The organism is Shigella sonnei (assembly GCF_002950395.1).
Lineage (GTDB): Bacteria > Pseudomonadota > Gammaproteobacteria > Enterobacterales > Enterobacteriaceae > ECMA0423.
In genome coordinates this window covers 3,589,729-3,604,652 of sequence record NZ_CP026802.1, presented here as the reverse complement: position 1 = coordinate 3,604,652, position 14,924 = coordinate 3,589,729, and the positions used below count along the sequence as shown (strand labels likewise).

Below are 14,924 nucleotides of genomic sequence, written 5' to 3'. Positions count from 1 at the left end.
TTCCTTATGAGCTGAGGGTTTGATTTAACAAGGCAAGCACCTGGTCGGCGTCGCCCTGTTGCAGTTGATGAATAAAATCCTGGTGGATAATTTTGCGACACAGTGTGCCGATGATTTTGACCTGATCCTCTTCGCCGCTTTGCGGCACGCCGAGGCAGATCCAGCAATTGACGTCTTCGCCATCGCTGGCTTTCCAGTCAATAGCCTGCGCTTTGCGGGCGAATAATACAAACGGTTGTTTAACGCAGGCGCTTTTACCGTGCGGCACGGCGACACCGGAACCAAATCCAGTAGAGTGCATTTTTTCGCGCAGCAGCAGGGTTTGCAGGAACTGGTGTGAGTCGGTGATAAAACCGTTTTGTAACGCTATTGTCGCCAACTGCTTCAGAACGGAATAAGCGCCATTGCCCTGAATATTCAGGTCAATACAGCTTGCAGTAAGAGCTGCCATTAATCGGACTCCATAAAATATATTTTAATCAATTGTAATGGTGGAGCGATTAAGTGATGAGAGGCGATATGTCGGTAAACAATGACAATTTGAGACAGAGTGAAAGGTCAGATTTGCGGAGTAATGCACATAATGGTTATTTAAATAAACCACATGAATCATTAATGGGTTATTCATTATTTTTGTGATTTACTCACAATGTATCAGGGAAATATAACTTACCGGGAGATGTAATATGTTTAATTTTTCAAATCGAAATTTAAAATATTGTGCCGGAGGCATCTCTGGCACATTGGGCAATTACGGCAGGTAAAACACTTCTTGCAGCTCGCTACTCACCGGGCTGTTATCCGGGTTAGCGGGCATAACATCGGTCATATATTTCCACCAACGTTGGCAAACATCAGTGCTGGCTACCGCATTCCACCGTTCTTCAGATTCAATCTCTACCGTGGCAAACAGCAGATTACGCGCTTTGTCGAGGTAAATGGCGTAGTTATGCGCACCGTGAGATTTCAACACTGCTTCCAGTTCCGGCCAGATGGGGTTATGCCGACGCTGATACTCTTCGTGGGCGTCGGGGTTAACCTGCATGACAAAGGCTTTGCGGATCATGTTTGCTCCTTACAGCGCCAGCGCACTAGCTAGTGGTGTAACGCCGAAGCGCTTGCCGAGCGCTATCAACTCTTCACGGCTGATGGTCTGTTTCATGCCGCCCATCGAATAAACCTTCACTAATACTTGTGCTGATTTTTCTGCGGTGTCGATTAAACCGAATGTTTCATCCAACGTCGACCCGCTGCCGAAGACGCCGTGGAAGGGCCACAACACCAGCGAATGTTTTTGCATCTCTTGTGCGGTCGCCTGGCCGATTTCGTCCGTGCCGGGCACCATCCACGGCAGAATGCCAACGCCATCCGGGAATACCACCAGACACTCGGTGCTGCCTTCCCACAGTTGGCGAGTAAAGACCGCGGTGTCGTTTTCAAGTACATAGGTGAGGGCGATCAGGTTGGTGGCGTGGCAGTGCATGATCACCCGATCTTTACCGTTGGTGGCTTTAATGCGCTCGCAGTGGGAAAGGAAGTGAGCCGGAAGTTCGGAAGTTGGAACGGCTTCGTTGGTTAACCCCCAGAGAATATGGTAGCCCGCGCCGTCGCTGTCGACTTTTACGACGCCTAAGTTAGCTGCAGGATCAAGCTGGACGTTACGGAAGAATTTGCCGGAGCCGGTGACAATAAACGGCGTATTTGCCAGTAAAGGCATGGGTTGGCTGAGGGGAATATAGCGCGGTTGTGCATGAAAGTTGCCGTGATAAGGCGCGATATCGGCGTCATCCAGGCGCAGCGTCAGGTTACCACCATTGCGCTCGTCCCAGCCTTTCAGCCAGGCATCGGTGGTGGCTTTGATCATTCCCTGGACAAACCAGGACTGGGTAATGTTTTGCATGTTCTGTGTTCCTGTAAATTAGGTTGCCTTGTTTAGACATGGTGCGGCTTGTTCCCCTCACCCTAACCCTCTCCCCGTAGGGGCGAGGGGACTGTCCGGAGCGGTGTTCAGCTCCGTTGCCGCACGAGGCTATGTTTTTCTCCCTCGCCCTTTCAGGGAGAGGGCCGGGGTGAGGGTGGCAGCACGCATGGTCATTCGACCTGTAGGCCGGATAAGGCGCTCGCGCCGCATCCGGCAGTGTTTACCCACGCTGGCTCAAAATCGCTTTCTCATAAGCCCGCACGCTCTCCAGCCATTCGCTACCTGCTGGCGTATCGTGACGTTGGCAATACATTTCCCAGACCGCCTGCCACGGCAACGATTTCTGTTCTTCCAGTAGCGCCAGACGCGCAGTGTAATCGCCCGCCGCTTCCAGCTTGCGCAGCTCAGCGGTAGGTTCCAGCAACGCACGCAGCAGGGCTTTTTTCATATTGCGTGTACCAATGACCCACGCGGCAATGCGGTTGATAGAGGCATCAAAGAAGTCGAGGCCGATATGCACCCGGTCGAACAGATCGTGACGAACAATCTCACTGGCAATCGCCTGGGTTTCATCATCCAGCAGCACCACGTGATCGCTGTCCCAGCGAACCGGACGGCTGACGTGCAGCAGCAACTGCGGTACATACAGCATGGCGGCGGAAATCTTGTCGGAAATCACTTCAGTCGGGTGGAAATGCCCGGCGTCCAGGCACAGCGCAGTCTGGCGGCTGGTGGCATACCCCATGTAAAACTCATTGGAGCCAACCGTGTAGCTCTCTGCGCCAATGCCAAACAATTTGCTCTCAACGGCGTCGATATGGTGCGCCGGATCCAGCTTCTCGCTGATCACCTCATCCAGTGCTGCCAGCAGACGCTGACGCGGGGCGAGACGGTCAACGGTGATATCTTTCATACCATCCGGGATCCAGATGTTCATCACCGATGGTGTGCCGAGTTGCTCGCCAAAATAGGCCGAAACGCGACGGCTGGCTTTGCAGTGATCAATCCAGAACTGGCGAATGCTGTCGTCGGGATGCGAGAGCGTAAAGCCATCGGCGCTTAGCGGATGCGAGAAACAGGAGGGGTTAAAATCCAGACCGAGCTGATTGGCTTTCGCCCATTCAACCCAGTTTTTGAAGTGCTCAGGTTTGATCTGGTCGCGCGAGACTGGCGTGTCTGATTCCAGATAGATGGCATGTAAATTAAGCCGTTTCGGCCCCGGAATCAGCCGCATAGCCTGTTCCAGATCGGCTCGTAGCTCACTGGCATTACGCGCTTTGCCCGGATAATTACCAGTAGCCTGAATCCCACCGGTCAGCGAACCTTCCGGGTTTTCAAAACCGGAAACATCATCGCCCTGCCAGCAGTGCATTGAAACGGGTAAACGATCAAGTTGGCGCAGCGCCTCCTCGACATCAATCCCCACCGCCGCGAAACGCTGTTTCGCCAGCTCCCAGGCCTGTTCCAGTTGAGTGGTCATGCGCAAAGCTCCTTTGTCTGTCGTGTCGAGTGAAGCTGCGCCACATAGTGGGCAATTTCACTGTCAGGATTAGGGGTAAAGGTGGTCAGATTCGCGGTGGTGCTGACGACCTGACGGAAATCATCCACATTGTTGAGTTCATCCAGCGTCATTAACTGGATGCCGATATTGCCGAGCGTCGAGGCTTCAACAGGCCCGGCGATCACCCGAATACCGCAGGCATCGGCACATAGCTGGTTGAGCAGCGTGTTCTGGCAGCCGCCGCCGACAATATGCAGTTGCGAGAAATCTTCACCGCGTAGCTGCGCCAGCTCATGCAACACATCGGCATACAGCAGCGCCAGACTGTCGAAAATGCAGCGCGCCAGTTCAGCATCACTTTCCGGGAGCGGTTGCGCCATTTCCCGACACGCAGCCTGAATTTCGCTGCACATCGCCTCAGGATTAATAAAGCGATCGTCATTGGGATTGATGATGAAGCGGCAGGCCGGAAGTGCCTGTGTCGCGGCGATAAGCGCCGGGAGATCGTTGATTTGCCGCTCCTGAAGCACTCGCTGAAGCAGCCATAAGCCCATAATATTTTTCAGCACCCGATAGCGACCTTCCGCCCCGCCTTCATTGGTTATGTTGGCTGCCAGCGCCGTGTCATTGGTAAATGGCGTCTGGCTTTCGAAGCCCATCAATGACCAGGTGCCAGAAGAGAGATAAGCAGCGCGTGAACCGTTTAACGGCGAGGCGATAACCGCGCTGGCGGTATCATGGCTGGCAACGGCGACCACCGGAATCTCATTACCCTGCGGGCAAATCCAGTGCCCAATGACATTACCCGGATGCGTCGGGCGACCAAACCAGGCTTTGTTAGCCCCGCTCCACGCCAGTAGCGACTCGTCCCAGTCGTCGCTATTGATATTGACCAGTTGCGTGGTCGTGGCGTTGGTGTACTCCCAGTTCATCTTGCCGGTCAGGCGATAGCTGAAGTAATCCGGCATCAGCAGAGCGTGAGCAATGTGTGGAATAAGTTCAGGTTGTTGCTCCGTCAGCGCACGCAGTTGATAAAGCGTATTGAAGGGCAGAAACTGGATGCCGCTACGTTGATAAATATCGCGTTTGCCGAGTTGTTGCTGTGCCTGCGCCATTAGGCCATTGGAGCGGCTATCGCGATAAGCAACGGGCAGGCCCACACGCTGACCCTGTTGGTCGAGCAGCACAAAGTCCACGCCCCAGGTATCAATCCCAATGCTATCGATACGAATCCCTTCCTCGCACACCTTGTTTAATCCAAGGCGAATGGCACTTTCCAGGCTATCCACATTCCAGGTGACATAACCGTTCTGGCTATGCAGGCCATTGTTAAAACGATGGATTTCGCGCAGCGTCAGGCTGCGGCATTCACGCTCGTAACGCGCCAGCATCACGCGCCCACTGGATGCGCCGAGATCGACGGCGACACAATTGCGAAAGGTCATAATGTGATCCTGCTGAATTTCATTACGACCAGTCTAAAAAGCGCCTGAATTCGTGACCTTCTCGTTACTGACAGGAAAATGGGCCATTGGCAACCAGGGAAAGATGAACGTGATGATGTTCACAATTTGCTTCATTGTGGTGATGTGATGCTCACCGCATTTCCTGAAAATTCACGCTGTATCTTGAAAAATCGACGTTTTTTACGTGGTTTTCCGTCGAAAATTTAAGGTAAGAACCTGACCTCGTGATTACTATTTCGCCGTGTTGACGACATCAGGAGGCCAGTATGACCGTATTACATAGTGTGGATTTTTTTCCGTCTGGTAACGCGTCCGTGGCGATAGAACCCCGGCTCCCGCAGGCGGATTTTCCTGAACATCATCATGATTTTCATGAAATTGTGATTGTCGAACATGGCACGGGTATTCATGTGTTTAATGGGCAGCCCTATACCATCACCGGTGGCACGGTCTGTTTCGTACGCGCTCATGATCGGCATCTGTATGAACATACCGATAATCTGTGTCTGACCAATGTGCTGTATCGCTCGCCGGATCGATTTCAGTTTCTCGCCGGGCTGAATCAGTTGCTGCCACAAGAGCTGGATGGGCAGTATCCGTCTCACTGGCGCGTTAACCACAGCGTATTGCAGCAGGTGCGACAGCTGGTTGCACAGATGGAACAGCAGGAAGGGGAAAATGATTTACCCTCGACCGCCAGTCGCGAGATCTTGTTTATGCAATTACTGCTCTTGCTGCGTAAAAGCAGTTTGCAGGAGAACCTGGAAAACAGCGCATCACGTCTCAACTTGCTTCTGGCCTGGCTGGAGGACCATTTTGCCGATGAGGTGAATTGGGATGCCGTGGCGGATCAATTTTCTCTTTCACTGCGTACGCTACATCGGCAGCTTAAGCAGCAAACGGGACTGACGCCTCAGCGATACCTGAACCGCCTGCGACTGATGAAAGCCCGACATCTGCTACGCCACAGCGAGGCCAGCGTTACTGACATCGCCTATCGCTGTGGATTCAGCGACAGTAACCACTTTTCGACGCTTTTTCGCCGAGAGTTTAACTGGTCACCGCGTGATATTCGCCAGGGACGGGATGGCTTTCTGCAATAACGCGAATCTTCTCAACGTATTTGTACGCCATATTGCGAATAATCAACTTCGTTCTCTGGCCGAGGTAGCCACGGTGGCGCATCAGTTAAAACTTCTCAAAGATGATTTTTTTGCCAGCGACCAGCAGGCAGTCGCTGTGGCTGACCGTTATCCGCAAGATGTCTTTGCCGAACATACACATGATTTTTGTGAGCTGGTGATTGTCTGGCGCGGTAATGGTCTGCATGTACTCAACGATCGTCCTTATCGCATTACCCGTGGCGATCTCTTTTATATTCATGCTGACGATAAACACTCCTACGCTTCCGTTAACGATCTGGTTTTGCAGAATATTATTTATTGCCCGGAGCGGCTGAAGCTGAATCTTGACTGGCAGGGAGCGATTCCGGGATTTAGCGCCAGCGCAGGGCAACCACACTGGCGCTTAGGTAGCGTGGGGATGGCGCAGGCGCGGCAGGTTATCGGTCAGCTTGAGCATGAAAGTAGTCAGCATGTGTCGTTTGCTAACGAAATGGCTGAGTTGCTGTTCGGGCAGTTGGTGATGTTGCTGAATCGCCATCGTTACACCAGTGATTCGTTGCCGCCAACATCCAGCGAAACGTTGCTGGATAAGCTGATTACCCGGTTGGCGGCTAGCCTGAAAAGTCCCTTTGCGCTGGATAAATTTTGTGATGAGGCATCGTGCAGTGAGCGCGTTTTGCGTCAGCAATTTCGCCAGCAGACTGGAATGACCATCAATCAATATCTGCGACAGGTCAGAGTGTGTCATGCGCAATATCTTCTCCAGCATAGCCGCCTGTTAATCAGTGATATTTCGACCGAATGTGGCTTTGAAGATAGTAACTATTTTTCGGTGGTGTTTACCCGGGAAACCGGGATGACGCCCAGCCAGTGGCGTCATCTCAATTCGCAGAAAGATTAATTCGCCATGCCGATGCCGACGATGTTAGCGGCGACAATAATCACCACACAACCGAGGCTCAACACCGTTACCGGACGGCGTCCTGTATTGTTCCACTCTTTCAGCACCAGCCCGACGATACCGCCGCACAATACATAGAAACTCATATGCAGCATCCAACTGATGTAGTCATACTGCGCCGGAATGCGGGCGTGGCCCCAGGCATAGAAAAAGAATTGCAGATACCACATCAACCCGCCCAGTGCCGAGAGTAACACATTGTGAATGATCAGCGGTTTTGCCAGCGAGAAGTCGGCTTTTAGCGACAAATCCTTCACTTTTGCCAGACGAATAAAACAGAAACCGAGGTTAATGATCGCGCCGCCGCCCATGATGACAACATAGCTTGGCAGAGCGACATACAGTGGATCGACGCCAAGTGCGGCAGCGGCTTCATGCATCGGTTTTGCGGCGTTCATCGCAAAGGACATCCCGGCAGAGAAAATGCCGCACATCACCGCCAGCACCAGCCCTTTTTTCAGATTGAACTCTTCGGCTTTAATGCCCATCTTGCGCTCTTTCAACTGCCCGGCTCGAGTTACAATCCCTACGCCAATCAGCGCCACCAGAACGCCGAGCAACGTCATGCGTCCGCCTTCGGTGTTAATCAGCACATCGAAATTGCCGTTGATAATTGGCGTCATCAGCGTACCGACAATCAACGTAATGCCAATGGCGATGCCAATTCCCATCGACATGCCGAGATAACGCATGGTCAGGCCATAGTTGATATTACCGATCCCCCACATAGCGCCGAACAGAAAAACAGGCAGCAGCGTAGAGAGACTAAACGAGCTGTAATACGCCCAGAAATCCGGTAGTAACAGGGCGCTGATGGTCCACGGCAGAATAATCCACGAAACAATCCCACCGACTGACCACATGGTTTCCCATGACCATTTTTTTACTTTTTTGAACGGAGCGTAAAAACAGGCTGCACTGGCCGCGCCGATCAAATGCCAAAATATCCCCATCGTAATCGCGTTACTCATCTTCTTATCCTCATCATTTTTCGTCGCTTCACATCTCCGACGAGATGAGTGTAAAAATCGTGCTGTCGATTAACCTTTCGCCTGTTGCCGCCGTTGTCGATTTACTGGCAATCACGGCATTAAGTGGGTGATTTGCTTCACATCTCGGGCATTTTCCTGCAAAACCATACCCTTACGAAAAGTACGGCATTGATAATCATTTTCAATATCATTTAATTAACTATAATGAACCAACTGCTTACGCGGCATTAACAATCGGCCGCCCGACAATACTGGAGATGAATATGAGCTATACCCTGCCATCCCTGCCGTATGCTTACGATGCCCTGGAACCGCACTTCGATAAGCAGACCATGGAAATCCACCACACCAAACACCATCAGACCTACGTAAACAACGCCAACGCGGCGCTGGAAAGCCTGCCAGAATTTGCCAACCTGCCGGTTGAAGAGCTGATCACCAAACTGGACCAGCTGCCAGCAGACAAGAAAACCGTACTGCGCAACAACGCTGGCGGTCACGCTAACCACAGCCTGTTCTGGAAAGGTCTGAAAAAAGGCACCACCCTGCAGGGTGACCTGAAAGCGGCTATCGAACGTGACTTCGGCTCCGTTGATAACTTCAAAGCAGAATTTGAAAAAGCGGCAGCTTCCCGCTTTGGTTCCGGCTGGGCATGGCTGGTGCTGAAAGGCGATAAACTGGCGGTGGTTTCTACTGCTAACCAGGATTCTCCGCTGATGGGTGAAGCTATTTCTGGCGCTTCCGGCTTCCCGATTCTGGGCCTGGATGTGTGGGAACATGCTTACTACCTGAAATTCCAGAACCGCCGTCCGGACTACATTAAAGAGTTCTGGAACGTGGTGAACTGGGACGAAGCAGCGGCACGTTTTGCGGCGAAAAAATAATCATTTGCCGCCTGCTGCAATGAGGCGTATAGGCCGCATATCAGCTTAAAAAATGAACCATCGCCAACGGCGGTGGTTTTTTTGTGATCAATTTCAAAATAAAAACAATGATCCGATAAAAATAAAACAGCGTTTCAATTGATGTGGTTTTGATCACTTTTATTGATTAAATGAATGTCTATCTTCGTTTCCATCAACACTGATGCTCCATTGAGGAATTACGCATCAGCCCTTAAAAATATGCCGACAGGTGATGGAAATGCAGATAAAACGCTCGATTGAGAAAATCCCGGGGGGATGATGCTCGTCCCGCTATTCCTTGGCGCACTGTGCCACACCTTCTCGCCGGGGGCGGGGAAATATTTTGGATCATTCACCAACGGGATGATTACCGGTACGGTGCCCATTCTGGCGGTGTGGTTTTTTTGCATGGGGGCGTCAATAAAATTAAGCGCGACGGGAACGGTACTGCGTAAATCCGGTACGCTGGTGGTAACTAAAATTGCCGTCGCGTGGGTGGTTGCGGCAATTGCCTCGCGCATTATTCCGGAACATGGTGTTGAAGTTGGATTCTTTGCCGGACTTTCAACGCTGGCGCTGGTGGCGGCGATGGATATGACCAACGGCGGACTTTACGCTTCCATCATGCAGCAGTACGGTACGAAAGAAGAAGCTGGGGCATTTGTGTTGATGTCGTTGGAGTCCGGGCCGCTCATGACGATGATTATTCTGGGCACTGCCGGGATTGCCTCGTTTGAACCGCATGTTTTCGTCGGCGCAGTATTACCGTTCCTGGTGGGCTTTGCCCTGGGGAATCTTGACCCTGAATTACGAGAATTTTTCAGCAAAGCAGTGCAAACGCTGATTCCATTCTTTGCCTTCGCGCTGGGCAATACCATTGATTTGACTGTGATTGCCCAGACTGGTTTGCTGGGGATCCTGTTGGGTGTGGCAGTAATTATCGTGACCGGTATTCCGTTGATTATCGCCGATAAATTGATTGGCGGTGGCGATGGCACTGCCGGAATTGCCGCTTCCAGTTCCGCAGGGGCCGCGGTAGCGACACCTGTGCTGATTGCAGAAATGGTGCCTGCGTTTAAACCGATGGCTCCGGCAGCAACTTCGCTGGTAGCGACGGCGGTCATTGTGACTTCGATTCTGGTGCCAATTCTTACCTCTATCTGGTCACGTAAAGTCAAAGCCAGAGCAGCGAAAATCGAAATTTTAGGTACGGTGAAATAAACCTGCTTCCTTAATCCCCACAGCCGGATGAACTAACGTTCGTCCGGTTTGCTATTGAGTTCCTGCCTGGATACTTACCGCGAAAACAGCACGCCTGACATAAAATAAATATGGTCTAATGGGGAAATTTCTCGTGGAGAGGGAACAGATGCGATATCCGGTTGATGTATACACAGGCAAGATTCAGGCTTATCCCGAAGGCAAACCCAGCGCAATTGCCAAAATCCAGGTTGATGGTGAGTTGATGCTGACGGAGCTGGGGCTGGAAGGTGACGAGCAGGCGGAGAAAAAGGTTCACGGCGGGCCAGACAGAGCGCTGTGTCATTATCCTCGTGAGCACTATCTCTACTGGGTGCGGGAATTTCCGGAACAGGCGGAGTTGTTTGTTGCGCCTGCGTTTGGCGAAAATCTCTCAACCGACGGTCTCACGGAAAGTAATGTTCATATGGGCGATATTTTCCGCTGGGGAGAGGCATTAATTCAGGTCAGCCAGCCGCGCTCGCCTTGCTATAAACTCAATTACCATTTTGATATCAGCGATATAGCGCAGTTGATGCAAAACACAGGTAAGGTGGGGTGGTTGTATAGCGTGATAGCGCCAGGGAAAGTGTCTGCGGACGCGCCGCTGGAGTTGGTTTCCCGTGTCAGCGATGTGACCGTGCAGGAGGCTGCCGCCATCGCATGGCATATGCCGTTTGATGACGATCAGTATCACCGTTTACTCTCCGCCGCCGGGTTATCGAAAAGCTGGACGCGGACGATGCAAAAGCGCCGACTGAGCGGCAAGATCGAAGATTTTTCCCGCCGGTTGTGGGGAAAATAACCCCCGGAGTGTAGGCCTGATAAGACGCTATCAGCGTCGCATCAGGCATCCTGCTCAAATGCCGGATGCGGCGTAAACGCCTTATCCTGCCTACAAATGCGGAGTTTAACTCCGCTTATACAGCGGCAACCAAATCACCAGCCGTAAACCGCCCAGCGGGCTGTCTTCTGCCTTCACCCAGCCACGATGCTGCTGAATGGCGGTTTCAACAATCGCCAGCCCCAATCCTGTACCGCCAGATTCACGATCGCGTGCTTCATCGGTCCGATAGAACGGACGGAAAATCTGTTCGCGATCTTCCGGGCTAACGCCAGGACCATCGTCGTCCACCGTAATGGTGATACCGTCTTTATCTACCGCAAAGCCCACTTCAATCTTCGTATGGGAATAACGCAGAGCATTACGAACAATGTTTTCCAGCGCACTTTCCAGGGCGTTCGGATTGCCGTACAGCGGCCACGGCCCAGGCGGGAAGTTAACTGTCAACGACTTGCCCATTTGCTCGGCTTCGAACGCCGCGTTATCCAGCACTTCACTCCACAACTGGTTGGCTTTGATGGTTTCGCTAACCAGCGCGTTTTTTTGCTGATTACGTGACATCACCAACAGATCGTTGATCATGCTGTCCAGACGTTGCGCTTCGGTTTCAATACGCTCGAGTTCCTTGCTTTCACCGCTACGACGGCGCAGTAACGCCGTACCCAGTTGCAGACGCGTCAGCGGGGTGCGCAGCTCGTGAGAGATATCAGAAAGCAGACGCTGCTGAGAGGTCATCATGCGCTCCAGCGCGGTGACCATCTGGTTAAAACTGGCACCTGCGGCAAGGAATTCCTGTGGCCCCGCTTCCAGTTCCGGGTGCTGGCGTAAGTTTCCCTGGGCAACTTCATCGGCAGCGTTTTTCAGCTTACGCGCCGGTTTTGCCAGACTCCAGGCCAACCACAACAGCAGCGGCGTACTGACCAACATGGTGACAATCAGCAGTAATAGCGGGCGGTCAAACAGTAAGTTAATGAAATCGGATTGAGAACTGCTGGCCGGACGAATCAGATAAAGTTGGTAATTATCTTCGCCATCACGCACGGAGAACGGACCGACCAGTTCCACGCGGCCATACTTTTTCTTCTGCGGATGATCGGCGTTATCGGCCTGACCAATAAAGTTACGAATGATCTGCATTTCGCTGCGTTCAGCGCCGATCACGCGGCCTTCGGTGGTCACCAATAACAAACGCTGTCCTGGCGGTGCCCACTTATCAATCGCCCGGAACAGACGCCGCCACCACATTAAATCGTTGGGCGGATCGTTCGCCAGCTCCGCTTCGACATGCTGCTCAATCATCAGCCCCTGACGCTGTTCGCTATCCAGAAGCTCGGTCATCTGGCGTGAATCGAGCTTGGGTAACATCAAAACCAACATCAACACCAGCGCCAGCGTCAGCCAGAAGATGGCGAAGATGCGCGCGGTTAAGCTGCCTATCATGAAGCAGAAACCATCAGATAGCCGCGACCACGCAAGGTTTTAAACCACGGGTGACCATCTTTACGATCCGGCAGTTTACGACGCAGGTTGGAAATGTGCATATCAATAGCGCGGTCGAAAGGCGTCAGGCGTTTGCCCAACACTTCCTGGCTTAAATGTTCACGGGAAACCACCTGACCCAGATGCTGTGCCAGCAAATAGAGCAGGGTAAACTCAGTACCGGTTAACTCCAGCGTTTGCCCGTCGAAGCTGGCTTCCTGACGGCCTGGATTCAGCACTAAGGCATCAACTTCCAGTGTCGGTGAACCGTTGTCGTTGTTTTGCTGTTGCTCGCTCCAGTGCGAACGGCGCAGGATCGCGCGAATACGTGCCACCAGCTCACGATCATTAAACGGTTTCGGGAGATAGTCATCTGCGCCCAGCTCAAGGCCGAGAACGCGATCAAGTTCACTGCCGCGCGCCGTCAACATAATGACAGGCGTCTGGTGTGTCTGGCGAAGTGCTTTTAATGTGTCGATACCATTTTTCTTCGGCATCATTACGTCAAGCAAAAGTAAATCAATGCTGTCGTCCAGAAGATCAAGCGCCTGTTCCCCATCGTGGGCAACAATCACGTTGAAGCCTTCCATCTCGAGCAGCTCCTTTAATAGGGAAGTCAGCTCTCGGTCATCATCAACTAACAGGATTTTATTCATTGTTTAAATACCTCCGAGGCAGAAATTACGTCATCAGACGTCGCTAATCCATGACTTTACGTTGTTTTACACCCCCTGACGCATGTTTGCAGCCTGAATCGTAAACTCTCTATCGTTGAATCGCGACAGAAAGATTTTGGGAGCAAATGATGCGCATAGTTACCGCTGCCGTCATGGCCTCAACGCTGGCAGTCAGTTCATTAAGCCACGCTGCTGAAGTCGGTTCAGGCGATAACTGGCATCCGGGTGAAGAACTTACGCAGCGCAGTACGCAGAGCCATATGTTCGACGGCATAAGTTTAACCGAACATCAGCGTCAGCAGATGCGAGATCTTATGCAACAGGCCCGGCACGAACAGCCTCCTGTTAATGTTAGCGAACTGGAGACAATGCATCGCCTTGTCACCGCAGAAAATTTTGATGAAAACGCTGTGCGCGCACAGGCAGAAAAAATGGCGAATGAGCAAATTGCTCGTCAGGTTGAGATGGCAAAAGTCCGCAACCAAATGTATCGCCTGTTAACGCCGGAGCAGCAAGCGGTTTTAAACGAGAAACATCAACAACGAATGGAGCAGTTGCGTGACGTGACGCAATGGCAAAAAAGTTCATCGTTGAAGCTATTGAGTAGTAGCAACTCACGTTCCCAGTAGTAAACCCTGTTTTCCTTGCCATAGACACCATCCCTGTCTTCCCCCACATGATGTGGGGTTTTTTTTATCAAATACTTACATGCAATCAAAAGTAAAAACAGTTACTTATCGAAAGCTGTAAGGGTTTGGAGCGGTTTCAAAATTTCTTGAGTGTGGACACTATGTGGACACTCAGAGGGGGAAATTTATAACGTCACTCCGCCTTTTAGTGGATTCAGAGCGACGGCATTTTGCAGATAGTCAGGCGCAAGGTGCGCATAGGCCATCGTCTGCTGAATGCTCGCATGTCCCAGAATCTGTTGCAGTGCGATTATATTGCCCCCATTCATCATGAAATGGCTTGCGAATGTATGCCGCAGGATGTGGGTTGCCTGATTGGGTGGTATATCAGGTTTCACTCTGCGTAAAATCCCGCAAAATTTCTCATAATCAACTTTGAATAATTTGGCGCTGGCCTCCTCTTTAACTTTTTTCTCCAGTTCCTCAGAAATCGGCACGGTTCGCTTTTTACCGTTTTTGGTTTTCAGGAAGGTAACCCTGCAATTTGTAATCTGTGCTGGTTTTAGCGTGGCAACTTTCGTCCATCTTCCTCCAGTGCTCAGACATAAAAGCGCGACAAGTAAGTCATCACCAGCCAAAACATTTAACAGTTTTTCGATTTCTGCTTTTTCCAGGAACGTCATTTCAGGGTTGGCCTCCGCCAGTGGCGGCAGTCCGTGAATTGGGTGTTGCCCGGAAAATTCATCCAATTGAATTAATTTTGTGAACATGCCGGATAATCTGTACATGTCACGGTTTATCGTTGCGGCACTGATACCATCACGTAGTCGCATGGAACGATAATCCATCAAAGCCCTTTTGCTCATCCTGCTCACTGGTATATCACCTATGCCGCTGATGGTTTTGAGTAGATGATTAAACTCTTTTGTTCCATGCTCGTGGTTTTGCCCGTGATATTTCCACCAGATGTCCAGCAACTCACTCAAAGTCCGGCGGTCTGCTCGCTGGCCTCCCCATTCTTTCTGACTGGCATTGGCGATTGTGTATCGCTCAAATGCTAGTGCTTCAGCTTTTCTTTCGAATTTCCTGCGGATGCGTTTTCCGTCGCGACCGCGAGGTCTAATGTCCACTTCATAGCGACCATCATCGAGCTTCTTAATTGCCATAAGAAAGCCCTCCGGCGCTG

The 14,924-nt window shown here is 51.6% G+C and carries 14 protein-coding genes and 1 pseudogene; 6 read left to right on the top strand and 9 right to left on the bottom strand.

The window, feature by feature from the left end; all coding sequences use genetic code 11:
- Positions 1–4 precede the first annotated feature (4 nt).
- The 5 genes from C1P89_RS18700 to rhaB form a co-directional block, all read right to left on the bottom strand.
- Positions 5–451 (bottom strand): PTS fructose transporter subunit IIA, encoded by a 447-nt coding sequence (locus C1P89_RS18700; protein ID WP_000729597.1) that lies wholly within the window; start codon positions 449–451, stop codon positions 5–7.
- A gap of 300 nt (positions 452–751) precedes the next feature.
- The gene (rhaM, locus tag C1P89_RS18695; RefSeq protein ID WP_000619503.1) at positions 752–1,066 is read right to left on the bottom strand and encodes an L-rhamnose mutarotase; all 315 of its coding nucleotides are present in this window, start codon (positions 1,064–1,066) and stop codon (positions 752–754) included.
- Between the two features lie 9 nt (positions 1,067–1,075).
- Positions 1,076–1,900 (bottom strand): rhamnulose-1-phosphate aldolase, encoded by an 825-nt coding sequence (gene rhaD, locus C1P89_RS18690; RefSeq protein ID WP_001179756.1) that lies wholly within the window; start codon positions 1,898–1,900, stop codon positions 1,076–1,078.
- Positions 1,901–2,141: 241 nt separating this feature from the next.
- Entirely contained in the window at positions 2,142–3,401 is a 1,260-nt protein-coding gene (rhaA, locus tag C1P89_RS18685; RefSeq protein ID WP_000211501.1) for an L-rhamnose isomerase, read from the bottom strand.
- Positions 3,398–4,867, bottom strand: a complete 1,470-nt coding sequence (rhaB, locus tag C1P89_RS18680) for a rhamnulokinase (protein WP_000144102.1) — start codon at positions 4,865–4,867, stop codon at positions 3,398–3,400. Before rhaB ends, rhaA begins: the two co-directional genes overlap by 4 nt.
- Positions 4,868–5,154: 287 nt before the next feature.
- Between rhaB and rhaS the strand changes: the two genes are divergently transcribed.
- Positions 5,155–5,991, top strand: a complete 837-nt coding sequence (gene rhaS, locus C1P89_RS18675) for an HTH-type transcriptional activator RhaS (protein WP_000217126.1) — start codon at positions 5,155–5,157, stop codon at positions 5,989–5,991.
- Positions 5,992–6,064: 73 nt separating this feature from the next.
- Positions 6,065–6,913, top strand: a complete 849-nt coding sequence (gene rhaR / locus C1P89_RS18670; protein ID WP_001298410.1) for an HTH-type transcriptional activator RhaR — start codon at positions 6,065–6,067, stop codon at positions 6,911–6,913.
- On the opposite strand, the gene rhaT is transcribed toward rhaR, so the two are convergent.
- A complete protein-coding gene (gene rhaT / locus C1P89_RS18665) occupies positions 6,910–7,944 on the bottom strand; it encodes an L-rhamnose/proton symporter RhaT (RefSeq protein WP_000063531.1) in 1,035 nt (344 codons plus the stop codon). The genes rhaR and rhaT overlap by 4 nt on opposite strands.
- A gap of 284 nt (positions 7,945–8,228) precedes the next feature.
- On the opposite strand from rhaT, the gene sodA reads away from it, so the two are divergent.
- From sodA to yiiM, 3 genes and pseudogenes are all read left to right on the top strand, one after another.
- Positions 8,229–8,849, top strand: a complete 621-nt coding sequence (gene sodA, locus C1P89_RS18660; protein ID WP_001297064.1) for a superoxide dismutase [Mn] — start codon at positions 8,229–8,231, stop codon at positions 8,847–8,849.
- Between the two features lie 259 nt (positions 8,850–9,108).
- Positions 9,109–10,091, top strand: a pseudogene (kdgT, locus tag C1P89_RS18655) (2-keto-3-deoxygluconate transporter).
- A 148-nt stretch (positions 10,092–10,239) separates the two neighbouring features.
- The gene (yiiM, locus tag C1P89_RS18650; protein ID WP_001270270.1) at positions 10,240–10,914 is read left to right on the top strand and encodes a 6-hydroxyaminopurine reductase; all 675 of its coding nucleotides are present in this window, start codon (positions 10,240–10,242) and stop codon (positions 10,912–10,914) included.
- Positions 10,915–11,019: 105 nt separating this feature from the next.
- Here the strand turns inward: yiiM and cpxA are convergent, their stop codons facing one another.
- Together cpxA and cpxR are read right to left on the bottom strand one after the other, a co-directional pair.
- On the bottom strand, positions 11,020–12,393 hold the full coding sequence (cpxA, locus tag C1P89_RS18645; protein ID WP_000580417.1) for an envelope stress sensor histidine kinase CpxA: 1,374 nt from the start codon (positions 12,391–12,393) through the stop codon (positions 11,020–11,022).
- Positions 12,390–13,088: an envelope stress response regulator transcription factor CpxR gene (cpxR, locus tag C1P89_RS18640; protein WP_001033722.1), complete on the bottom strand. Its 699-nt coding sequence runs from the start codon at positions 13,086–13,088 to the stop codon at positions 12,390–12,392. The genes cpxA and cpxR overlap by 4 nt, the downstream gene beginning before the upstream one ends.
- Positions 13,089–13,237: 149 nt before the next feature.
- Between cpxR and cpxP the strand changes: the two genes are divergently transcribed.
- Entirely contained in the window at positions 13,238–13,738 is a 501-nt protein-coding gene (gene cpxP, locus C1P89_RS18635; RefSeq protein WP_001223800.1) for a cell-envelope stress modulator CpxP, read from the top strand.
- 185 nt (positions 13,739–13,923) lie between these two features.
- Here cpxP and C1P89_RS18630 read toward each other — a convergent pair whose 3' ends face one another.
- On the bottom strand, positions 13,924–14,904 hold the full coding sequence (locus tag C1P89_RS18630; protein ID WP_000985247.1) for a phage integrase: 981 nt from the start codon (positions 14,902–14,904) through the stop codon (positions 13,924–13,926).
- Positions 14,905–14,924 lie beyond the last annotated feature (20 nt).